Origin of the sequence: Microbacterium gubbeenense DSM 15944 (assembly GCF_000422745.1) — a bacterium.
In the GTDB taxonomy this organism is placed as follows: domain Bacteria; phylum Actinomycetota; class Actinomycetes; order Actinomycetales; family Microbacteriaceae; genus Microbacterium; species Microbacterium gubbeenense.
The window spans coordinates 167,201-188,574 of record NZ_AUGQ01000006.1; the positions used below are offsets into that span (position 1 = coordinate 167,201).

The 21,374-nt window shown below is 68.2% G+C and carries 21 protein-coding genes and 1 tRNA gene; 16 read left to right on the plus strand and 6 right to left on the minus strand.

What is annotated here, in order from left to right:
- Positions 1–34 precede the first annotated feature (34 nt).
- Positions 35–439: a DUF4190 domain-containing protein gene (locus G510_RS17445; protein WP_051216426.1), complete on the minus strand. Its 405-nt coding sequence runs from the start codon at positions 437–439 to the stop codon at positions 35–37.
- A gap of 117 nt (positions 440–556) precedes the next feature.
- On the opposite strand from G510_RS17445, the gene fabG reads away from it, so the two are divergent.
- The gene (gene fabG, locus G510_RS0105825) at positions 557–1,279 is read left to right on the plus strand and encodes a 3-oxoacyl-ACP reductase FabG (RefSeq protein ID WP_029152874.1); all 723 of its coding nucleotides are present in this window, start codon (positions 557–559) and stop codon (positions 1,277–1,279) included.
- A 24-nt stretch (positions 1,280–1,303) separates the two neighbouring features.
- On the opposite strand, the gene serB is transcribed toward fabG, so the two are convergent.
- On the minus strand, positions 1,304–1,942 hold the full coding sequence (gene serB, locus G510_RS0105830; protein WP_029152875.1) for a phosphoserine phosphatase SerB: 639 nt from the start codon (positions 1,940–1,942) through the stop codon (positions 1,304–1,306).
- A gap of 35 nt (positions 1,943–1,977) precedes the next feature.
- Here serB and G510_RS0105835 point away from each other — a divergent pair, with 35 nt between their 5' ends.
- Positions 1,978–2,775: an ABC transporter ATP-binding protein gene (locus G510_RS0105835; RefSeq protein WP_029152876.1), complete on the plus strand. Its 798-nt coding sequence runs from the start codon at positions 1,978–1,980 to the stop codon at positions 2,773–2,775.
- 87 nt (positions 2,776–2,862) lie between these two features.
- On the plus strand, positions 2,863–3,111 hold the full coding sequence (locus tag G510_RS0105840; RefSeq protein ID WP_029152877.1) for a type B 50S ribosomal protein L31: 249 nt from the start codon (positions 2,863–2,865) through the stop codon (positions 3,109–3,111).
- Positions 3,112–3,165: 54 nt separating this feature from the next.
- Here G510_RS0105840 and G510_RS0105845 read toward each other — a convergent pair whose 3' ends face one another.
- Positions 3,166–3,897, minus strand: a complete 732-nt coding sequence (locus G510_RS0105845; protein WP_084644227.1) for a 3'-5' exonuclease — start codon at positions 3,895–3,897, stop codon at positions 3,166–3,168.
- 224 nt (positions 3,898–4,121) lie between these two features.
- Here G510_RS0105845 and G510_RS0105850 point away from each other — a divergent pair, with 224 nt between their 5' ends.
- Positions 4,122–5,021 (plus strand): alpha/beta fold hydrolase, encoded by a 900-nt coding sequence (locus G510_RS0105850; RefSeq protein ID WP_029152879.1) that lies wholly within the window; start codon positions 4,122–4,124, stop codon positions 5,019–5,021.
- Here G510_RS0105850 and G510_RS0105855 read toward each other — a convergent pair.
- Both G510_RS0105855 and G510_RS15530 read right to left on the minus strand, forming a co-directional pair.
- Positions 4,990–5,466, minus strand: coding sequence for an Lrp/AsnC family transcriptional regulator (locus G510_RS0105855; protein WP_029152880.1), 477 nt, complete (start codon positions 5,464–5,466; stop codon positions 4,990–4,992). The two genes, G510_RS0105850 and G510_RS0105855, sit on opposite strands and share 32 nt — an antisense overlap.
- Positions 5,467–5,566: 100 nt before the next feature.
- Positions 5,567–6,133 (minus strand): histidine phosphatase family protein, encoded by a 567-nt coding sequence (locus tag G510_RS15530; protein WP_084644218.1) that lies wholly within the window; start codon positions 6,131–6,133, stop codon positions 5,567–5,569.
- Between the two features lie 27 nt (positions 6,134–6,160).
- Here G510_RS15530 and G510_RS0105865 point away from each other — a divergent pair, with 27 nt between their 5' ends.
- Positions 6,161–6,961, plus strand: a complete 801-nt coding sequence (locus G510_RS0105865) for a TrmH family RNA methyltransferase (protein ID WP_029152881.1) — start codon at positions 6,161–6,163, stop codon at positions 6,959–6,961.
- Here the strand turns inward: G510_RS0105865 and G510_RS0105870 are convergent.
- Positions 6,954–7,691, minus strand: a complete 738-nt coding sequence (locus G510_RS0105870; protein WP_084644219.1) for an SGNH/GDSL hydrolase family protein — start codon at positions 7,689–7,691, stop codon at positions 6,954–6,956. The genes G510_RS0105865 and G510_RS0105870 overlap by 8 nt on opposite strands.
- Before the next feature lie 154 nt (positions 7,692–7,845).
- Between G510_RS0105870 and G510_RS0105875 the strand changes: the two genes are divergently transcribed.
- From G510_RS0105875 to G510_RS0105925, 11 genes are all read left to right on the plus strand, one after another.
- Positions 7,846–9,594: a DEAD/DEAH box helicase gene (locus tag G510_RS0105875; protein ID WP_029152883.1), complete on the plus strand. Its 1,749-nt coding sequence runs from the start codon at positions 7,846–7,848 to the stop codon at positions 9,592–9,594.
- A 109-nt stretch (positions 9,595–9,703) separates the two neighbouring features.
- Positions 9,704–10,798, plus strand: coding sequence for a VIT1/CCC1 transporter family protein (locus G510_RS0105880; protein WP_029152884.1), 1,095 nt, complete (start codon positions 9,704–9,706; stop codon positions 10,796–10,798).
- Positions 10,799–10,905: 107 nt separating this feature from the next.
- Positions 10,906–10,991: transfer RNA gene (locus tag G510_RS0105885), tRNA-Leu, on the plus strand.
- Between the two features lie 508 nt (positions 10,992–11,499).
- Positions 11,500–12,195, plus strand: coding sequence for a TetR/AcrR family transcriptional regulator (locus tag G510_RS0105890; RefSeq protein ID WP_086989815.1), 696 nt, complete (start codon positions 11,500–11,502; stop codon positions 12,193–12,195).
- 195 nt (positions 12,196–12,390) lie between these two features.
- Entirely contained in the window at positions 12,391–13,413 is a 1,023-nt protein-coding gene (locus G510_RS0105895; RefSeq protein ID WP_157560441.1) for an ABC transporter substrate-binding protein, read from the plus strand.
- Positions 13,414–13,432: 19 nt separating this feature from the next.
- The gene (locus G510_RS15535) at positions 13,433–15,220 is read left to right on the plus strand and encodes an ABC transporter ATP-binding protein (protein WP_159456839.1); all 1,788 of its coding nucleotides are present in this window, start codon (positions 13,433–13,435) and stop codon (positions 15,218–15,220) included.
- A complete protein-coding gene (locus G510_RS0105905; RefSeq protein WP_029152887.1) occupies positions 15,217–16,950 on the plus strand; it encodes an ABC transporter ATP-binding protein in 1,734 nt (577 codons plus the stop codon). Before G510_RS15535 ends, G510_RS0105905 begins: the two co-directional genes overlap by 4 nt.
- Positions 16,940–17,956 (plus strand): FecCD family ABC transporter permease, encoded by a 1,017-nt coding sequence (locus G510_RS15540; RefSeq protein WP_051216434.1) that lies wholly within the window; start codon positions 16,940–16,942, stop codon positions 17,954–17,956. The genes G510_RS0105905 and G510_RS15540 overlap by 11 nt, the downstream gene beginning before the upstream one ends.
- Complete coding sequence (locus G510_RS0105915; RefSeq protein WP_029152888.1) at positions 17,953–19,002, plus strand: FecCD family ABC transporter permease; 1,050 nt, start codon at positions 17,953–17,955, stop codon at positions 19,000–19,002. Before G510_RS15540 ends, G510_RS0105915 begins: the two co-directional genes overlap by 4 nt.
- The gene (locus tag G510_RS15545) at positions 18,999–19,808 is read left to right on the plus strand and encodes an ABC transporter ATP-binding protein (protein ID WP_036322084.1); all 810 of its coding nucleotides are present in this window, start codon (positions 18,999–19,001) and stop codon (positions 19,806–19,808) included. Before G510_RS0105915 ends, G510_RS15545 begins: the two co-directional genes overlap by 4 nt.
- Complete coding sequence (locus G510_RS0105925) at positions 19,805–21,355, plus strand: multicopper oxidase family protein (protein WP_029152889.1); 1,551 nt, start codon at positions 19,805–19,807, stop codon at positions 21,353–21,355. The genes G510_RS15545 and G510_RS0105925 overlap by 4 nt, the downstream gene beginning before the upstream one ends.
- Positions 21,356–21,374 lie beyond the last annotated feature (19 nt).

Below are 21,374 nucleotides of genomic sequence, written 5' to 3' on the forward strand. Positions count from 1 at the left end.
AGTTTAGGCCTCGCACCTGGGGCGAGGCCGGGGATCACATCGTGCTGAATCCGGCGAGCAGCGCGGCGGCGACGAACGCCAGGACGATGAAGATGACGATGCTGAACAGGATCAGCACGTAGCCGATGATGACGCCGGCGAGCGCGAGCCCGCGACCGCCCCCACCGCGCTTCTTGATCTGTGACAGCGCGATGTGTCCGAAGATCACGGCGAGCACCGCCGAGAGGGGCGCGAGCACCGACAGGATCGCGCCGAGGAGCGGAATGAGGCTCAGCAGCCACGACGCGGGGGAGACGAGCGCGCAGATGAAGGACGTGAGCGCCATCGGATTGGTCTGCTGCTGCGGCGCGACCGGATACGGCTGCGCGTACTGCGGCTGGGGCGCCGACGGCTGGTTGTACGGCGGCTGCGGCGGTACGGGCTGCTGGTAGTCGGACATATCGCACTCTCCCTCGGTCGGTGATTCTAGAGTACTGGGGCGACGCGCCCACCGCATTCCGGAGAACCCGACGGATAGGCTGGCGTCTGCCCCACCCCGACAGCAGGAGAACACCCCATGAGCACACCCGCCACCTCGGATCGCGTCGCCCTCGTCACGGGCGGCAACAGGGGAATCGGACGCGCGATCGCCGAGCGCCTCGTCGCCGACGGATATCGCGTCGCCGTCACGGCGCGCAGCGGATCCGGTCCGGCAGGCGCTCTGACCGTGATCGCCGACGTGAACGACGCGGCGTCGCTCGACCAGGCGGTCGCAGAGGTCGAGTCCGCGCTCGGCCCGATCACGATCGTCGTCGCGAACGCCGGCATTACGAAGGACACGCTGCTCATGCGCATGAGCGACGACGACTTCTCGAACGTGGTCGACACCAACCTCGGCGGGGCGTTCCGCACCGTCAAGCGCGCGATCAAGTCGATGATCAAGGCCCGCCGCGGCCGCATCATCCTGATCTCGAGCGTGTCGGGGCTCTTCGGGGTCGCGGGACAGGCGAACTACTCAGCGTCGAAGTCGGGACTCGTCGGGTTCGCCCGCGCGATCACGCGAGAGCTCGGGGGGCGGGGGATCACAGCGAACGTCGTGGCGCCCGGGTTCATCGAGTCGGATATGACCGCCGAGCTCGACGACAAGACGCAGGCCGAGTACCGCAAGCAGATCCCGGCCGGTCGCTACGGAACCGCCGAGGAGATTGCGGGGGTCGTGTCGTGGCTCGCGGGCGACGAGGCGAGCTACATCTCGGGCGCCGTCATCCCGGTCGACGGCGGCCTCGGCATGGGACACTGACGCCCGAGCGAGCGGCAGTCGGCTTCAGGGCAGCAGCGGGATCAGCTGAGAAAGATCCACGGGCCCGACCGACACGGGCGCGGCCCTGCGCACCGCGGGCTTGGCGTTGAACGCGACGCCGAGCCCGGCGGACGCGATCATCATGAGGTCGTTCGCGCCGTCGCCGATCGCGATCGTGCGGTGCGGGGAGATGCCGTGCTCGGCCGCCCACGCGGCGAGGTGATCCGCCTTGGCCTGCGCGTCGACGATCGGGCCGTCGACCTCGCCCGTGACGATTCCGTTCTCGATCGCGAGCCGGTTCGCGCGCCAGAAGTCGACGCCGAGCGTCGGGGCGAGCTCGTCGAGGATCTCGTGGAACCCGCCCGAGACGACGCCGGCGAGGCCCCCGCGCTCGTGCACGGCGGCGGTGAGCTCTGTGACCCCCGGCGTCGGCTCGATGCGCGAGAGCACACGTTCGAACGCCGCTACCGGTACGCCCGCGAGCGCCGACACACGCGACCTCAGGCTCGCGGCGAAATCGATCTCGCCGCGCATCGCGGCCTCGGTCGCGGCGGCGACCTCGGCACCACGGCCCGCCTCATCGGCGATGAGCTCGATGACCTCGTTGCGGATCAGGGTGGAGTCGGCGTCGAGAACGACGAGAAAACGCGCAGTCACCCTCAGAACAGTAGTCGGAGCGTGGCGGTAGGCTCGAACTCATGACTTCCGTGCTCGAGATGAACGACGTCGTCGTGCGTCGTGGCGCCCGCAATATCGTCGACAACATCTCCTGGACGGTGAACGATGACGAGCGGTGGGTCATCCTCGGTCCGAACGGTGCAGGTAAGACGACGCTGCTGCAGATCGCCGACACGATGATGTTCCCGACGACGGGAACCGTCGACGTGCTCGGCGAGCGCCTCGGCAAGACCGATGTGTTCCAGATCCGCCCGTTCATCGGGTTCGCCTCGACGGCGCTCGCGCGGCGCATTCCTGCCGACGAGACGGTGCTCAACGTCGTCCTGACGGCGGCGTACTCGGTGCTCGGCCGTTGGAACGAGCAGTACGAGCCAATCGACGAGCGGCGTGCGATGCGCGTGCTCGCCGAGTGGAAGCTCGATGGCCTCGCCGATCGCGTGTTCGGCACGCTGAGCGATGGCGAGCGCAAGCGCGTGCAGGTGGCGCGCGCGGTGATGACCGATCCCGAGCTGCTGCTGCTCGACGAGCCCACCGCGAGCCTCGACCTCGGCGCGCGCGAGGAGCTCCTGCAGCTGCTGACGGGATACGCGCAGGCGCCGTCGACGCCCGCGATGATCATGGTCACGCACCACGTCGAGGAGATCCCCGTGGGGTTCACCCACGTGATGCTCGTGCGCGAGGGCCGCGCGGTGGCACAGGGACCGCTGCGCGAGACGCTCACGCGCGAGAACCTCGCCGAGACGTTCGGATTCCCGATCGCCGTCGTCGAGCATCGGGGTCGCTGGGTCGCGCGCGCCGAGGCTCCCATCTTCGCCTGATAGAATCTCTCGCTGGCGCTCGAGGTGCGCCTGTGCGGACATGTCCGCGCGCTTCCCTCCTCACCCCCTATCTTCTGAAGGACAGCCATGAAGACTGACATTCACCCCACCTACGCGTACGTCGTGTTCCGCGACCTCGGCTCGGGCCAGACGTACCTCACGCGCTCGACCGCGACCAGCGACAAGACGATCGAGCTCGACGGCACGGAGTACCCCGTGATCGACGTCGAGATCTCGGCCGCTTCGCACCCGTTCTACACGGGCAAGCAGCGCATCATGGACTCGGCCGGACGCGTCGAGAAGTTCAACCAGCGCTTCAAGGGCTTCGGCAAGTAGACCGCGCCTACGACGAAGGGAGCCTCGCACAGCGAGGCTCCCTTCGTCGTTACATCAGCGGATCGGCCAGGCCCCGTCGAGCGTCTCGCCCGCGGAGAGCTTGCCGATCTTCACGAAGTACTGCGTGAGGCTGGCCGACTGCTCGGCGGCCCATCCGGCCTGCGCATCGTGCAGCTGGGCGACGTTCGACGGAAGGTCGCCTCCGTAGCGCTCGGCCTGTGCGAGCGCGATGCGTCCGGCGGCGATCGCGTCGGCGGAGGCCTCGTGCGCGTCCTCGAGCGCGACGCCGTAGTGCGCCGCGACGATGTCGAGGGTGCGCTTGCCGCGACGATACCGATCCATCTGCTTGTCGATGACGAGCGGATCCACGACCGGTGAGGGGTTCTCGATCGGGGCGATTCCGTGGCGGAGAGCCTCGTGCTTGAGGAGCGAGAGGTCGAATGCGGCGTTGTACGCGACGACGGGGATCCCTGCCGCGAGCAGCGCGCGGACGGCGCTGACGATCTCGTCGACGACCTCACAGGCGTCCCGGCCCTCGGCGCGGGCGCGCTCGGTGGAGATGCCGTGCACGCGCGCGGCGCCCTCGGGGATCTCGATGCCCGGATCCGCGAGCCAGTCGTGCGCCTCGACGACGTTGCCGGCACCATCGAGCACGCCGACGTACGCCGTGACGATGCGATCGGAGGTGACGTCGACGCCGGTGGTCTCGAGGTCGAAGACCGCCACGTTCGTCAGCAGGCGGCCCTCGGCGGGCTCGAACTGCGCGGTGATGTCATCGAATACCATGCGGAGCTCCTCGAAATCGATCTGGGCGACGTGCGACGGCACCGGGCGCCGCCCGGAGGAGGAACGCTTCGCGGGGCGAGGCAGCCACGAGACGCGCTCGCCCGGACCGTCGAGGTCCGCCAACGGGAACAGCGGCGGGGGATCGGGCCACGACGTCTTCATACCCCTAGAACGTAGGCGGGATATGCCGCAAACTCGACTCGCCACGCCCTAAACTCGGCAGGGTGTCCGTGCCCTCGCCATACTCCGCCGCGCTCGAGCGGATCCCCGTGACGCAGAAATCGGTCGACGCGGGCGGAACGCGCACGGCCTACTGGGAGTACGGGCCCGCCGATTCCGAGATGACGATCCTCGCCGTGCACGGCTTCCGCGGCGATCACCACGGGCTCGAACCGGTGGTGGCGCAGATGCCGGACGTGCGATGGATCATGCCCGACCTGCCTGGATTCGGCCAGACCCCGCCGATCGCGGGCCGCACGCACGACCTCCGCGCGTACACGGAGTGGCTGACGGCATTTGCGAGCACCGTCGCACCCGGGGCGATCGTGCTGGGGCACTCGTTCGGATCGATCGTGGCGTCTGCGGCGGTCGCGGGCGGGCTCGAGACGCCGCGGCTGATCCTCGTGAACCCGATCGGCGCTCCGGCCCTCGAGGGGCCGCGCGGCGTGCTGACCCGGCTCGCCGTCTTCTACTACTGGGCGAGCGCGCGCCTGCCCGCGGCCCTCGGCACGGAGCTGCTGCGCTCGCCCATCATCGTGCGGATCATGAGCATCGCGATGGCGAAGACGCGTGACAAGGGGCTGCGCCGGTTCATCCACGACCAGCACGACCGCTACTTCTCGACGTTCAGCGATCGCGAGACCCTGCGGCAGGCGTTCACGACGAGCGTGTCGCACGACGTGCGGGAATCGGCGGGTGCGATCGATGTGCCCACGTTGCTCGTCGCGGCGGTTGAGGACGACATCACGCCCATCGCCAAGGAGCGCGAGCTGGTTCGGATGTTCCGCGATGCAGTGCTGACGGAGATCGACGGCGTCGGGCACCTGATCCACTATGAGAAGCCGCGAGAGGCGGCCTCAGCGATCCGCGACGTTATCGGGATTCGCGGCGAGCGAGCTCCATGAGTCCGGATACGCGGTAGGGGATCGACTCGTTCATGACGAGCCGCGTCTCGGAACGCTCGACGCCCGGGATCGCGAGGATCCGCGCATCGACGTCGAACAGGTGCCTCGCGTCGCGGCACGCGACGAGCGTGAGCATGTCGACCTGTCCCGAGACACCGTGCACCTGCACGATCTCGGGCACGCGGCGCAGCTCCTCGACGATGCGCGGCAACTGCGTCTGGTCGAGCCCGATCGAGATGTACGCCTGGAGGGGGAAGCCGAGCGCCGCGGAAGAGATCGAGCGTTCGAACGACTGGAAGACCCCCGCCTGATCGAGTCGCGCCATGCGCGCCTGGACCGTGTTGCGTGACAGCCCCAGTTTCTCCGCGAGGGCGACGACCGTCGCGCGCGGATCGGAGCTGAGCGCGGCGATCAGCTCGAGATCGGCGTGATCGAGGGAGGACATAATGCCAGAGAGTACCAGTGAATCGGGTCGCGAGCTAACAAAGTGCTCAGTTGCTCTGCGATCGAATGCGCGTCATGGCTGATCACGCGCAAGATTTCTGTCAGCGTGGTGAGCCGTTGTAGCCGATGACGCGCACGTCGGGCCCGATGACCTCGACGATCTGCTGCGATCCGTTGCCGACGTGCTCGCCCTCGCGGGGGAGGGATCCGCCCGACGCGTACCGCAGGATCGTGCTGATGAGCCCGCCGTGGGCGACGGCGATGACGGGGTCGGCGCCGGCCTCCTCGGCGATCTCCTCGAGAGCTGCGAGAGCCCGCTCCTGCAGCTCGATGCTCGACTCGGATCCGGGCGCGTTGCGGTCGGGGTAGGTCGACCAGTAGTCGACGGCGGTCATGCCCTCGGCCTCGCCGTACAGGCGTTCCTTGAGCCCGTCGTGGAGCACCGGCTCGCCGAGGCCCGTCGCGCGTCCAATGATCTCGGCGGTCTCCTTGGCGCGGTCGAGCGGGCTGGCGTACAGGCGGCGGTAATCGCCGCCCCGGAGCGCCTCGCCGGCACCGGCGGCCTGCGCGCGTCCCGTGTCGTTGAGGGGGATGTCGCTGTGCCCCTGCACGCGTCCGAGTCGGTTCCATTCGGTCTCGCCGTGGCGCACGAGCGCTATCAGTGTCACCCCTTCAGCTTAGGGGAGGATAGGACGATGCACCTCGAGCGGATCGATGACGCGGGCGACGAACGGATCGCCGATTACCGGAGCCTCACCGACGTCGCGCTGCGCCGCAAGCTCGAGCCCGAGGGCGGGCTGTACATGGCCGAGTCGGCGAAGGTGCTCGCCCGAGCCCTCGCGGCCGGACACGCACCGCGCTCGGTGCTCACCGCCGAGAAATGGCTGCCCGACATCGAACGGATCGTCGGCGACCGCGACGTGCCCGTATACGTCGTCGCCGACGATGTCGCCGAGGCCGTGACCGGATACGCGGTGCACCGCGGCATGCTCGCGGCGATGCACCGACCCGAGCTGCCGAGCGTCGCCGACGTGCTGTCCGGCGCCCGCACGGCGCTCGTGCTCGACGGCCTCGTCGACCACGCGAACGTGGGCGCCGCCTTCCGCGGTGCGGCCGGCCTCGGGGCCGACGCCGTTCTCGTGACGCCGCGGTGCGCGGATCCGCTCTACCGTCGCTCGGTGCGCGTGTCGATGGGCACGGTGTTCCAAGTGCCGTGGACGCGCCTGCCGGAGTGGAACGACGGCGCGGCCGACGAAATGCACGCCTCGGGCATGCACATCGCGGCGATGGCGCTGGCCGACGACGCCGTGCCGCTCGACGAGTTCGTCGCGAACCGCCCGGAGCGCGTGGCGTTCCTCATGGGATCCGAGGGCCCGGGGCTCGATAAGCGGGCGCTCGCCGCGGCGGACACGAAGGTCGTCATCCCGATGTCGGGCGGGGTCGATTCGCTGAACGTCGCGGCGGCGAGCGCCGTCGCCCTCTGGGCGCTCAGGTGAAGTCGGGCCGCTTCGCGCTTCGGCCGTCGCCCGACGATTCGTGACGCACGCGGCGCAGCACCCACGGAACGAGGTGGGTGCGCGCCCACACGAGATCCTCGCGGCGGGCGGCGCGCCAGGAGCGCTCGGGCAGCGGATCGGGTTCGAGGTGTTGCAGGTTGTTCGGAACGTTGAGGGTGCGCAGCACCATGCGAGCGACCTCGTGGTGGCCGAGCGAGTTCAGGTGCAGCCGGTCGGTGGCCCAGAACCGCGAGTCCTGGATCTCCTTCAGCGCCCAGAGGTCGGCCACGAGTGCGTCGTAGTGCTCTGCGACGGCGCGGATGTTCTCGTTGTAGATCGCGACCTTTCCGCGGAACGTGCGCAGGACGGGCGTCCAGCCGACATCGAAGCCCGTGAAGGTCACGATGGTCGCGCCCGACGCGGACAGCCGATCGACCGCGTCGCGGAACAGCTGTGCGACCTGGTCGGGATCCGTGCCCGGGCGGATCACGTCGTTGCCGCCCGCGCAGATCGTGATGAGGTCGGGCTTCAGCGCCAGCGCCGCGTCGATCTGATCGTTCGAGATCTGGCGGATCAGCTTGCCGCGCACCGCGAGGTTCGCATAGGCGAAATCATCGGCCTGGTGCGCGAGCACCTCGGCGACGCGGTCGGCCCAGCCTCGATGGCCGCCGGGGGAGTCGGGCTCGGGGTCACCGATGCCCTCGGTGAAGGAGTCGCCGAGCGAGACCATGCGCCGCCACGGGTGGGATTCCTTGTTCTCGATGAACGGCGTGCGTTCCTCAGAGTGGTTCACGAGGGGCAAGCTTACTGTTTCTGCGGCGCGCCGTCACCGCCTGAGAGATGCCGAAAAGCGATGTCAGGGGTCCGGGCTATCGTGGATTCTCGTGCTGAGCCCGTCCTATCCCCAGAGAGCCCCGAGGGGCACCGCCGGGGCTCTGCGGGCCTGGCAGCAGGAGGCTCTCGACCAGTTCTTCGCCGTCGATAAGCGCAACTTCCTCGTCGCGGCCACACCCGGGGCCGGTAAGACGACGTTCGCCCTCACCGTCGCCCGCGAGCTTCGCCAGCGCGGCGACATCGACCGCATCGTCGTGGTGTGCCCGACCGAGCACCTGAAGACGCAGTGGGCCGATGCGGCCTCGCGTGCGAGCATCCGCCTCGATCCGGCGTTCAGCAACGGGTCGCCGTATCTCGCACGGCACTATCACGGCGCCGTCGTCACGTACGCGCAGGTGGCCGTGAAATCGAGCGTGCACCGCAAGCTCGTCGCCGATGCGAGAACGCTCGTCATCCTCGACGAGGTGCACCACGGCGGCGACGCGCTCAGTTGGGGCGACGCGATCCGCGATGCTTATCAGCCCGCGACGAGGCGGCTGCTGCTCAGCGGCACGCCGTTCCGCAGCGACGACGCGCCCATTCCCTTCGTGGACTACGCGCCCGACGAACAGGGCCTGCGCACCTCGATCACCGACTACGACTACGGCTACGGCCGAGCCCTCGAAGACGGCGTCGTCAGGCCCGTGCTGTTCCACGTCTACTCGGGCCACATGAAGTGGCGCACGAAGATGGGCGACGAGTTCGAGGCGCACCTCGGTCAGGACAACACCAAGGACATCACGAGCCAGGCGTGGCGCACGGCCCTCGACCCCGAGGGCGACTGGATGCCCGCGGTTCTGAAGAGCGCCGACCAGCGGCTCACCGAGATCCGCAATCATGTGCCCGACGCGGGCGGGCTCGTGATCGCCACCGATCAGACCAACGCCCGGGCCTATGCCGAGATCCTGCGCATCCTCACGGGCCAGCGTCCCACGATCGTGCTGAGCGACGAGAGCGAGTCGTCGAAGCGCATCGAGCAGTTCTCGCAGAACTCGTCTCGCTGGATGGTCGCGGTGCGCATGGTGTCCGAGGGCGTCGACGTGCCGCGCCTCGCCGTCGGGGTCTATGCGACGAGCTCGTCGACGCCGCTGTTCTTCGCGCAGGCGATCGGGCGCTTCGTGCGCGCGAGGCGCAAGGGCGAAGCCGCCAGCGTCTTCCTGCCGCAGGTGCCGACGCTGATGGCGCTCGCGCACGAGATGGAGAAGCAGCGCGACCATGTGCTCGATCGCGGTGAGAAGGACGCCGACGGGCTGGATGATTCGCTCCTCGACGCCGCAGAGCGCGAGGAGAAGGCGAGCGATGACCTGTTGGAGGAGGAGTTCTCCTTCCAGAGCCTCGGTTCCGTCGCGCATTTCGATTCCGTGGTCTTCGACGGCCAGCAGTTCGGACAGCTCGCCGTTCCGGGATCCGAGGAGGAGCTGGAGTTCATCGGGCTGCCGGGCCTGCTCGAACCCGAGCACGTGCACGACCTGCTCATGCAGCGCCAGGCCCGTCAGTCGCGCCACCGCGAGGTGCGCGAGACGCGCGAGCGCGAGTCGGGCGGCCTGGGCGAGCTGCCCGAGCCGCTGCACCGCACGCTCAAGGAGCAGCGGCAGCTGCTGAACAGTCTCGTGGGCGTCTACGCGAACCAGACGGGGGATCCGCACGGCCAAGTGCACGCGTGGCTCCGGCGCACGTGCGGCGGCCCCGCCGTCGCACAGGCCACTGTCGCGCAGCTGCAGGCGCGGATCGACGTGCTGCGCAAGCGCGTTCGGCGTTAGCGGCTTCGGGGTTCCGAAACTCTCCCAACGGCCCTCAGCAGCGCTCGATACGTTCGTTGTGCCCCGCGCCGCAGCGCGAGGGGGCCCGCCCTGACCTGAGGAGCCACGCGTGTTCGCGTCGTCCGCTGAAACCGATCCGTCCGATCCCACGCCGGCCGACCGCCGCCGGTGGGCACAGTACCTCGCCGATGAGCGCGCGGAGGCGGCGACGTACCGCAGCCTCGCCGAGCGACGCGAGGGCGACGAGCGTCAGATCCTGGAGGAGCTCTGCGCCGCCGAGAAGCGCCACGAGCAGCACTGGCTGCGTCTGCTCGACGGCGAGCCGGATCGCATGCCGAAGGCGAGCATGCGCACGCGCACGACGGCGTGGCTCGCGTCGCACTTCGGGTCGATCTTCACGCTCGCGCTCGCGCAGCTGGCCGAGGCGCGCTCGCCGTACGACACGGATCCGCACGCCTCCCCCCGCATGCGCGCGGACGAGAAGGTGCACCACGAGGTCGTCCGCGGCCTCGCGGCGCGCAGCAGGCGCAGGCTGTCGGGAACGTTCCGCGCAGCCGTCTTCGGCGCGAACGACGGCCTCGTGTCGAACCTGGCCCTCGTCATGGGCATCGGTGCGACGGGCGTGTCGGGCACCTTCGTGCTGTTCAGCGGCATCGCCGGCCTGCTCGCCGGCGCGCTGTCGATGGGTGCGGGGGAGTTCGTCTCGGTGAAGTCGCAGCGCGAGCTGCTCGAGTCGACCGAACCGAGCGACTACGCGCACGCGGGCCTGCCCGATCTCGACCTCGACGCGAACGAGCTCGCGCTCGTGTACCGCACGCGCGGGCTGTCGGCGGAAGAGGCCGAGAAGAAGGCGCGCGGGGTCGTCGGCGCCGCGCAGGCGGGCAACATGCCCGCCCCGCGCACCGGGCCGGTGTCGTACGAGGTCGTCGGATCCGCGTGGCGCGCCGCGCTGTCGAGCTTCCTGCTGTTCTCGGGCGGCGCGATCATCCCGGTCCTGCCGTGGATCTTCGGCCTGTCGGGCGTCGTCGCCGTCGTGGTCGCGCTCGTGCTCGTGGGAATCGCGCTGCTTGCGACCGGCGCGATGGTCGGCCTGCTGTCGGGCGCGTCGCCGCTGCCCCGCGCGCTGCGACAGCTCGCGATCGGCTTCGGGGCCGCGGCCGTGACCTACGCTCTGGGCCTGCTGTTCGGGGTGTCGGTGGCGTGACGCGCCCGGGATCCGCGATCGATTCGCGACGGCCCCCGGCGGCTGGTAGTGTTGCCTCTTGGTTCGGAGAACGGTTCGCAGGACCGGAGCCCGGATCGACACCCAATGCGCGGGTGGCGGAATAGGTAGACGCGCTAGCTTGAGGTGCTAGTGCCCGTATTAGGGCGTGGGGGTTCAAGTCCCCCCTCGCGCACGCGAATGAAATGGCCTCTGACCTGGGATTTAGTTCCCAAGGTCAGGGGTTGTTTTCGTTGGAAGTGCTAGAAAAAGTGCTAAGTGTTCTCTATGGGGCATCTGGGTGCCAGCGTTCGTACGTACCACGGTGTCAGCAGGACCTGGGAACATAGAGGTATGCCTCGCGCTGAGTCCGTGGCGTTATTGCAAGGAGTGCGCGAGGATCCCGCCGTCTGGACTGCAAAGTATGGCCCTGTGCTTCAGGCTTCGAGGATACGACGGTCGATGTGTTCGACGGCGCTGGCTCGGGCACAGCCTCGGCGGTGAGCCTTGAGCATGCTTCCCTCCTCCAGGTTTGGGATGCAGGCTCGGGGAAGAAGAGATACTGCCCACGCGGCGAGTAGAGGGCAGTTCTGATTTGTCTAGTTGCCACGAGCCGCACTACAGCCCGGGAACATCGACCAGGTCGCCCCACGGCAGCCCGGACAGTGCCCAGAGCAAGGCAAAGCCATGGCTAGAGTGGAGGGGTGAGCGGAAGCAGCGAGACTAGTAAGGGAACAGACCGCCGGATCGGCCTGACTCCCGAGCGAGTCGTCGAGGTTGCGATGGAACTGTCTCGGGGTGGCGGCCTGAGCTCATGGACTGTGCGCGACCTTGCTGACGCGCTCGATGTCGCTCCTTCGGTCATCTACCATCACGTAGGTGGCCGCGACCTAATTATCCGGGGGGTCGTTGAACGTGTGCTCCAGGGCATGACCCCTCCGGATCCCGCCTTGGATTGGCAAGCGTGGTTCCGGGCGTTCCTGTATGACGGGCGGCCCGCGATCGACCCGTACCCCGGCGTCGCGAAGTGGCTCATCATGCATGGGCCGACTTTCCCCAGCATCCGAGGCTTCTTCGATGCGGGGATTTCGACTCTCGAGCGAGCAGGGTTCCCGCAGCCGGCCCTCGTCTACGCGCTCCTCGTGAACACCGCAATGCTCACCATCACGATGAGCGATGACCGTCTTGAGTCAGGAGATGACGGCCCCCGCGACCATGCCAGTATGCTCCGCGATTTCTCCGCGATGAACGTTGAGAGCAGCGGCATCAGCCGCATGATTCGGGAGGTCCTCGGACCACTCGCTGAGGACCCGACTCGGGCCGGCGAAGCCGTCAATGACGCCTATTACCACCTGCTCGTGGAGACCTTGCTCACCGGACTTGCTGCGCGACTTCCGTAAATCGGCACGTGCGCCCCTCACTCTCAGTGCTTGAGGTGGTTGCCCTCAGGGGCGCCCGCGTGGTTATTTCGGCGATCACATCGAACGTGTGATGCAGGTTAGGCATGCCTTACCGTATACTCAATACTCGAACGTTGTTCTAGTGGTTGGGCTGCTGGCCTACTCAGGCGTTCGTCCCGTATCGAAAGGATCCCTGTGTCTACATCTGTGCGCCGGCGCGCGCTTCCTGTCCTTGCACTCACGGCGAGCGCTGCTCTTCTGCTGTCCGCCTGTTCCGGCGACCCCGGCGACGCGCCAGCAGATCTCGAGACGCGAACGATCGCCAGTGAAGTCGGCGAGTCCACCGTTCCGGTGGACCCGGAGATGATTGTGGCGCTCGACGAGCCGGCTGCGCTGAACATGTTGAGCATCGGTATCACCCCCGACGTCGTGTTTGACTCGTGGCGTACCACGGTCCCAAAGGCGATCCTCGAATCGGCCGGTATCGAGATGGCCACGACGTCATCGTTCTACCCGGAGTTGGAAGAGGTAGCCGCGTTCGAGCCCGATCTGATCGTTGGCACCGCGGCCGAAGGGTTCGCCGAATCCGGGCCGGCGTACGCGAGCATCGCGCCGCTCATTGGCGCGCTGTACGCCGAGGCTGACGGAAGCCAGATCATCGAGGCGTACGGCGAGTACTTCGACAGGCCCGCGGAGGCGGCCCGCGTCAGCGACGCTCTGGACGCTCTCGCGGAGGAGACAGCTGCGGCCCAGCCCGCTGGCGAGACCTCGATCTCGGTGCTCATGTCGTGGGCGCAGGACAACATGCCGTTGTACATGGATGCGGCCAACTCGCTTCATGGAACGATCGCTGCGGCAGGCTTCACCCGTCCGCCGTTGCAGGACGAGGTCCCCGCGGAAGGCAGCGCATTTGGCGGGTGGACGGTCTTCTCTCCCGAGCAACTGCCTGCACAGGATGCCGATGTGCTTGCCATCGCCGTCGCCGCGCAGTACAACCTCGAAGGCATCACCGAGATGCCGCTCTACCCCTCGCTCGCCGCGGTGACGAACGACCGGTCTCTCGTCGTCGACGGGGACCTGTGGTCGGGCGGCGCCGCGTTCTACACCTATTGGGTGCTGCGTGATCTCGCGACGATCGCCGCTGGCGATGATGCTCCGGGTACCGTCGATGACGGCGCGGAGCGCTGGAACGACTACCTCACGGCGATCGGCGGCTGAGGTGTCGGCTCACGCGCCCGTGTCGGAGCGATCGGTCACGTTCTGGCAGCTGGCTGCCCCCGTACGCGGGCGCGTGAAGCTGGCAGGGCTTCTGTCTGCGCTCGGAGCGATCGCAGGTGTGCTCCCGGTGCTGTTCGCGATGGAACTCGTTCGTATCCTCGTGCCCGGCCTCGGCGGTGCCGAGACGAATGCCACCCAGGCGTACGTCATCGTCGGTGCGTTGATCTTCGGCGTCGTGCTCGCCCAGGCGCTCACTCTCGCCGGGTACGGCATCAGCCACGTCGCCGATGCTCGGTTGGCTGAGTCGCTGCGTCAGCGTCAGGTGGATCAGGCGCTCCGGCTGCGGCTGGACTGGTTCGCCCGCACCGGTTCCGGGCGGGTAAAGAAGGTCATCCAGGACGACGTAGTGAAAGTTCACCAGCTCGTGGCGCACCTTGTGCCTGACTCCGCCAACGGTCTGGTTCGCCCCCTGGCCAGCCTGGTGGTGCTGTTTCTGATCGACTGGAGGATCGGGCTGATCGCGCTCGTGCCGCTGGTGCTGGCCGCAGCGAGTCTGCCCCTGATGCTCAAGGACGTCACCACCCGATTCGCGCAGTACAACACAGCGCTGGCAGACCTCAGCGCTGCGGTCGTCGAGTTCGTCCGCGGCATCGCACCGATCAAGGTTTTCGAGGCATCAGCAAAGGGTCATCGCCGCTTCTGGGACAGCGCACGCAGCCATCACCGCTTCTACACCGAGTGGATGGAGTCGACCACCCGGGGGTCGGCCCTGATGACGGTATTCACCTCGCCCGGCTTCGCGGTCGTCGTGTCCTCGAGCGGCACGGCGCTGCTCATCGTCCTGGCAGGAGCGGATCCGGTACTGCTGCTGCCCTCGATACTGCTCACCGCGAACATCGCAGGCCCGCTCTACCTGATGATGCAGATGACCCAGTTCCTCCGCGAGGCGAACGGCGCAGCCGGCAGCATCGTCGAGTTCTTCGAGCTTCCCGCCGCGACACAGGGCGACCCTGGACGCCGAGCATCCGGAGAGGCAGTGGACATCGACAGCGTCACCTTCGCCTACGAAGACGGTCCACGAGCACTCCAGGACGTGAGCCTCGCACTCACACCCGGCACGGTGACCGCGCTGGTCGGCCCCTCCGGATCGGGCAAGTCCACACTCGCCTCCATCGTGCCCCGTCTCCTCGACCCCGACACCGGGCAGGTGCGACTGGGCGGCGTCGACACGACGGAGCTGACCGCCCTGGAGCTCTACCGGCACATCGCGTTCGTCTTCCAGCAGCCCTATCTGATGCGAATGACGGTACGAGACAACATCCGACTGGCTCGCCCCGACGCCACCGACGCGCAGGTCGTCGCGGCGGCGCGTGCCGCGCAGATCCACGAGCGCATCGAGCGGTTGCCGCAGGGTTACGACACGGCCGTCGGCGAGGACGCGCGACTCTCGGGCGGCGAGCAGCAACGGCTTTCGATCGCTCGGGCGATTCTGATGGATGCCCCGATTCTGGTCCTCGATGAGGCGACTGCGTTCGCCGATCCGGACTCCGAGGCCGCCATCCAGCGCGCCCTGGCCGAGCTCACCCGCGGGCGCACGCTGCTGGTCATTGCACACCGGCTGCACACCGTCGCCTCAGCGCATCAGATCGCCGTACTCGACCGCGGAACCGTGCGCGAACGGGGCACCCACGCGGAGCTGCTCAACCGCAACGACCTCTACGCCCGGATGTGGCGGACTTATCAACGAGCGCGAGACACCCCGCTCGCCGACACCACCACCAGCCCATCAGAGGAGACGAAGCGATGATCCGGCGCCTCTACGCCATCGCCGACGCGGACGCTCGACGCAGACTGACAACCTACCTAGTCCTCTCCGCCGTCGCGATCATGCTGGTCTCCACGGCCCTGGTGCTACTGATCCCCCTGATCCGCGCGCTGTTCTCAGATGATCCTGCCCAAGCGCTGCCCTCCGTCATCGCCATCGCGGCGGTCGGGTTGGCGGCGATGACCATCGAGATCGTCAGCGGCATGTATGGAGAGCGGACCGGCGCAGTGCTCATCCTCCGCATGCACGAAGTGATCGGAGAGCGGATCATGCGCCTGCCGATCGGCTGGTTCGACAGCGAGCGGATCGGCACGATCAGCGCTTTGACCTCACGGGGGGTCACCTTCGCTGCCAATGCACCGAACTCGTTCCTGCGTCCGGTCTGGCAGGCGACCGTAGGCCCGCTCGTCGTTGCGACGGCGGTGGTGTTCATCCACCCAGTGATCGGCGCCACCATGCTGCTCGGCGGTATCGCCGTGGTCCTCGTCTGGCGTGCTGTACGCGCACGAGAGCAACGATTCCGGCTGCGCTCAGACCAGATGAACGAGGAAGGCACCGCGCGCGTGCTGGAGTTCGCCGCCGCGCAGCCTGCCGTGCGCGCCGCAGGCCCGGACTCCTTGGCCGAACGCAGTGTTCGGGCAGCGTTGCGCGAACAACGAGCAGCGGCCGAGCGTGTGCTCGCGCAGAGCAACCGGAGCATGGCACTGTACAACGTGGTGGCGTACGCGGTACTGCTCATCGTCGTCGTGCTTGACGTCTGGCAGGTCGGGACAGGCGAACTCGATGCCCCGACGTTCGTCGCCCTCCTCGCCATGCAGATCCTCGGCACCTGGTTCGCCGTGCACGGTCTCCCGTTCGGGGAGGGCCTGGACATGTCCAACCGCACCCTGGATCAGATCGACCGGCTGATGACCGCGCCGGTGCTCCCCGAGCCCGACGCCCCGGCCCGCCCCGTCGACGCGCGCATCGAGTTCGATGACGTCACCTTCGGATACAGTGCGGATTCACCGGTGATCCGCGGGGCCTCCTTCCACGTGCCCGCAGGAACCATGACGGCGATCGTCGGCCCCTCGGGCTCCGGCAAAACCACCATCGCCAGGCTTATCGCGCGCTTCTTCGACGTCCAATCCGGCGCGGTGAAGATCGGCGGCGCCGATGTGCGAGCGCTCGGCACCGCGGTCACCCTCGCACAGTTGTCGGTGGTGTTCCAGGACGTGTACCTGTTTGAGGACACGCTGCGAGAGAACATCAGGCTGGGCCGTCCCGACGCCAGCGACACGGAGGTGGAGGATGCCGCCCGCCGCGCCGGGGTCATCGAGATCGCCGAGCGACTGCCGCAAGGGTTCGACACCCCGGTAGGCGAGAGCGGCGGCACGCTCTCGGGCGGGGAACGTCAGCGGGTGTCGATCGCCCGTGCGCTCCTCAAGGACGCCCCGATCGTCCTGCTCGACGAGGCAACGGCAGCGCTGGACATCGAGAGCGAAGCGCTCATCCAGCAAGGCCTTGCAGACCTCTCCGGCCACAAGACCCGAGTGGTGATCGCGCACCGACTGCAGACGATCCGTCAGGCCGACCAGATCGTCGTACTCGACGGCCAGGGTCGGATCGAAGCCGCCGGCAGTCACGACGAACTCCTCGACGCGAGTCCGAGCTACGCAGGTTTCTGGGCGGAGCGCAGCGGCACGTTGAACTGGAGGATCGATGCGGGGTGACCGCGTCACCGGGCGCGTGGCTGTGCTCGTCCTCGGCATCCTCCTCATGGGCGCCACGGCGGCGGCGAGCCTGTTCGTCGGAGCAGGTCACGTCGCACCGCAGGATGTCGTGGATGCCCTGCTCGGAGGTGGGGACGCCGAGAGCGTGACGATCGTCCGCGAGATGCGGCTGCCGCGGACGATCAACGCCCTGCTCGTCGGAGCAGCGCTCGGCTTCGCCGGAGCGATCATGCAAGCCCTCATCGGTAACCCGCTCGCCGACCCCGGCCTGCTCGGGGTCAACGCCGGGGCAGGGCTTGCGGTCATGATCGCCGTCGGCGCGATCGGACTGACGAGCTTCAACGCGTACATCGGCTTCGCGCTCGCCGGTGCACTGCTCGTTTCCCTCTTCGTCTACGCGGTCTCGCTCACCGTCGGACGCGGCTCACCCTTCACAATCGTCCTCGCTGGCGTCGCCGTCACCGCGGTGCTCACCGGTGTGTCGACGGCGCTTGCGGTGCTCGACTCCGCCCGGTTCAACGCCTTGCGCGGTTGGATGTCGGGGGACGTCGCCGGACGCGACCTCGAGGTCATCGGCCAGGGTGCGATCGTGATCGGAGTCGGGCTCGTGGTGGCTATGACGGTCACGCGGCCGCTCGCGCAACTCGCACTCGGCGCCGACACGGCTCGGGGGCTCGGCGTCGCCGTCGGACGCACCCGACTCGGCGCGGCTATCGCGGTGATGCTGCTCGCCGGGGGTGCCACGGCCTTGGGCGGGCCGATCGTCTTCATCGGGCTCATGGTGCCCCACCTCGCCCGCGCCCTGGTCGGCCCGAGGCTGAGCTGGGCACTCGCCTACAGTGCGCTGGCCGGGGGCCTGTTGCTGCTCGTCGCCGACATGATCGGTCGGGTCGTGATCCCCCCGGGCGAGGCGCCTGCGGGATTGCTGACGGCGATCATTGGGGCTCCGGTGCTGGCCATGCTGGTGCGCGGATCTGCCGGCCGCGCGAAGGAGGAACAGCGGTGACCGAACGGCAGACTGTGGACTTCGGGTCCCACCGGATTCTGCTGCGAACGCGTCGGACATCGAGCATCGTGAACACCCGCACTGCGACGCTGGTGATTGTCGCGTTGCTGGGTGGCATGGTGACGTTCTTCCTGGCCGTCTCGCTGGGGAAGTTTCCCGTGCCGCTCGGCGAGGTCTTCTCGATCCTCGGCGGCGGCGACCACGGCTTCAGCAACCAGGTGGTACTCGAATGGCGACTGCCTCGCGCGGTCGCCGGGCTCGTCTTCGGCGCAGGGCTCGGCGTCTCGGGGGCGATCTTCCAGTCGATCACCCGCAACCCGCTCGGCAGCCCCGATGTCATCGGCCTGGGCGTGGGCGCCTACACCGGTGCGCTCATCGCCTCGCTCGTGTTCGGCGGTGGCGTCGCGGTCACCGTGCTCGCTCTCGCTGGCGGGGTGGGCTCCGCGCTGATCGTCTACTTGCTCTCCTACCGTCGCGGGCTCTCGGGAATCCGCTTCGTCGTCGTCGGCATCGCCTTGTCCTCGGCACTCACCGCCGTGAACTCCATCCTGCTGCTGCGGATGAGTACGCGCTTCGCGACCACCGTGAGCATCTGGGGCCAGGGAAGCCTCGTCGATGTCACCTGGGCCGAGGTCTGGCCGGCGGCATTGTGCGTTCTGGTCCTCATCCTCCTGGCCGCCGGGCTCGGACCTTCCATGCGGCAGCTGGAGCTGGGCGACAGCGCAGCAGCATCCACCGGCGTGCCCATCGAGCGGGCACGGCTCGCGCTGCTCGCGGTCGGTGTGCTGTTGACCGCCATCATCACCAGCGTCACCGGGCCCATCGCCTTCATCGCACTCGTCGCCCCGCAACTGGCCCGCCTCCTCACCGGCAACGGCGGGGCCACCCTCGCAGGATCCGCCGCCACAGGCGCACTCCTGCTCAGCGCTGCCGACGTCGCCGCGTCCCACCTCCTGCCCGTCTCCGTGCCGGTCGGGGTCGTCACCGCCGTTCTCGGCGGGGCCTACCTGCTCGCCCTCATCCTCAGAGAGGCCCGACGTTCATGATCCAGATCCAGAACGCCACCGTCGGCTACGGCGGCCCACCCGTCAGCACCGGCATCACCCTCGAGATCCCCGAGAACTCGGTGACCATGATCGTCGGCCCGAACGGATGCGGTAAGTCCACCGCCCTGCGCACGCTCGCGCGACTCCTTACCCCGACCACGGGCACCGTGCTGCTGGATGGCGCAGACATCCGGTCCATGAAGACGAAGGAGCTGGCCAAACGGCTGGGTCTGCTCGCACAGCAGTCGTCGGCACCGGACGGGATCCGAGTCGCGGAACTCGTCGCGCGCGGACGCTATCCGCACCAGAGTCTGCTGCGACGATGGTCAGAAGAGGATGATCACGCTGTCGCGGACGCGATGGCGATCACCGGGGTGGCTGAGTTCTCTGCGCTGCCGGTGGACCAGCTCTCCGGTGGGCAGCGCCAGCGGGTATGGATCGCGATGGTGCTCGCTCAAAAGACGCCGCTGCTGCTGCTGGACGAGCCCACGACCTTCCTCGACTTGGCCCACCAGCTCGACGTGCTCGAACTCTGCCGCGCGCTCGTCGAGGAGCGGAATCGAACTGTCGTCGCGGTGGTCCATGACCTGACGCAAGCGGCACGCTTCGCCTCCCACCTCATCGTCATGCACGAGGGGGCCGTCGTCGCCGCCGGTCCCCCCGCGGAGGTGGTCACGCCGGACCTGATCTGTGACGTATTCGAAGTCGAAGCCAAGGTCGGCCTCGATGCCGAGACCGGCGTCCCGACCGTCATTCCCCTCCGCACGCTCCGTACGACCCCCCGAGCAAAGAAGTCGCTCAGATGAGCAGGGGGCTCTCACGGCGCAGCTTCCTCGCCGCCGCGGGCGGCAGCGCGCTGGGTGTGCTCGGCGTATGGTCGTTGAGCTCCTGCGCCCCCTCCGGACCCTCCTACATCCTCGCGACAGACCCGGAAGTCGCGCAGCGGGAGGCGACGCGCCCTCGAAGCGGAGCGACCGTCCGACACCGGCTCACCGCCGAGGCAGACTTCATCTCACTCGCCGAGGGCCAATTACTCGGCACCTGGGGATTTCGTGAGGACGCAGCCCTCGCCGCACTCGGTCCGACCCTCAGAGCCAGTCGAGGCGACCGCCTCGTCGTCGACGTCGACAACAGGCTCACCGAGGACACCTCCGTGCACTGGCACGGGCTTCGCATCCGCAACGACATGGACGGCTCCCCGCCCGACACACAAGACCCGATCCTGCCCGGGAGCGGGTTCACCTACGACTTCACGCTCCCCGACCACGGAACCTACTGGTACCACTCCCACAGCGGCCTCCAGGCCGACCGGGGCCTGTTCGGGGCGCTCGTCATCGAAGACCCCGACGACACTAGTGGTGCGGACACCGATCTGGTGCTCGTCCTCGACGACTGGCTCGACGGAATCGCGGCGACACCCGAGCAGGTGCTCGCCGCCCTCGGCCCCACCGGTGGCGGACACGGATCGCATGGATCCCACGGCATCGACGTCTCTGGCGAGATCACGCCCACAGCACAGGAGCTCGTCGGCCAGGGCATGGGCCATTCCGACGTGCTCGGCGGGCCGACCCAGCACATCGCCTACCCGCTGCACCTGATCAACGGTCGCACCCGCGAGGATCCCGCACGCCTGGAGGTCCCTTCGGGTTCCCGAGTGCGGCTACGTGTGATCAACGCCGCCGCCGAGACCCCGTACCGCATCGCCCTCGCCGGTCACCGTCTCACGGTCATCGCCGCAGACGGGTTCGACACGCAACCCTTCGAGACAGATGCCGCGCTGATCGCGCCCGCACAACGCCTCGACCTCACCGTCGACCTCTCATCGGGCGTCTGGCCGTTCGTGGCGAGGGTGGAAGGACGCGAAGGATCCACGCTGGCAGTGATCGGCACCGCTGACGCGGCCGGAGCCACACCAACCGGCGCCCGCGCCACAGAGATCCCAGAGCTCGACCGGCGCCTCGCAGTTGACGCGGACCTCCGTCCGGCCGAGCACGCCGCGCTGCCCGAGCGAGAACCCGACCAGCTGTGGAGGCTGGAACTCATCGAAGGCACCGGCGGATATGTGTGGGGTATCGCGGGAGAGGACGCCGCCCGGCTGCAGCCACGCCTCGGCGAACGAATCCGCATGCAGCTCACCAACACCACCTCGATGTGGCACCCCATGCACCTCCACGGGCACACCTTCGCCTCCCGCACCCACGCAGGCCTCCGCCGCGACACGATCGCCGTGCTTCCGGGCGAAACAGCGACCCTCGACTTCGACGCCGACAACCCCGGCCGCTGGATGATCCACTGCCACAACGCCTACCACTTCGCCGCGGGTATGACCGCGCCGATCCGATACATCCGGTGAACCTGAACCCGACTCGCAC

Coding starts and splice junctions, on each gene's coding strand:
- G510_RS0105835 (WP_029152876.1), top strand. CDS start 1,978: ATGACTTCCGTGCTCGAGATGAACGACGTCGTCGTGCGTCGTGGCGCC.
- fabG (WP_029152874.1), top strand. CDS start 557: ATGAGCACACCCGCCACCTCGGATCGCGTCGCCCTCGTCACGGGCGGC.
- G510_RS0105845 (WP_084644227.1), bottom strand. CDS start 3,897: ATGGTATTCGATGACATCACCGCGCAGTTCGAGCCCGCCGAGGGCCGC.
- G510_RS0105865 (WP_029152881.1), top strand. CDS start 6,161: ATGCACCTCGAGCGGATCGATGACGCGGGCGACGAACGGATCGCCGAT.
- G510_RS0105925 (WP_029152889.1), top strand. CDS start 19,805: ATGAGCAGGGGGCTCTCACGGCGCAGCTTCCTCGCCGCCGCGGGCGGC.
- G510_RS0105840 (WP_029152877.1), top strand. CDS start 2,863: ATGAAGACTGACATTCACCCCACCTACGCGTACGTCGTGTTCCGCGAC.
- G510_RS0105905 (WP_029152887.1), top strand. CDS start 15,217: ATGATCCGGCGCCTCTACGCCATCGCCGACGCGGACGCTCGACGCAGA.
- G510_RS15545 (WP_036322084.1), top strand. CDS start 18,999: ATGATCCAGATCCAGAACGCCACCGTCGGCTACGGCGGCCCACCCGTC.
- G510_RS0105870 (WP_084644219.1), bottom strand. CDS start 7,691: ATGGTCTCGCTCGGCGACTCCTTCACCGAGGGCATCGGTGACCCCGAG.
- G510_RS0105855 (WP_029152880.1), bottom strand. CDS start 5,466: ATGTCCTCCCTCGATCACGCCGATCTCGAGCTGATCGCCGCGCTCAGC.
- G510_RS17445 (WP_051216426.1), bottom strand. CDS start 439: ATGTCCGACTACCAGCAGCCCGTACCGCCGCAGCCGCCGTACAACCAG.
- G510_RS15540 (WP_051216434.1), top strand. CDS start 16,940: ATGCGGGGTGACCGCGTCACCGGGCGCGTGGCTGTGCTCGTCCTCGGC.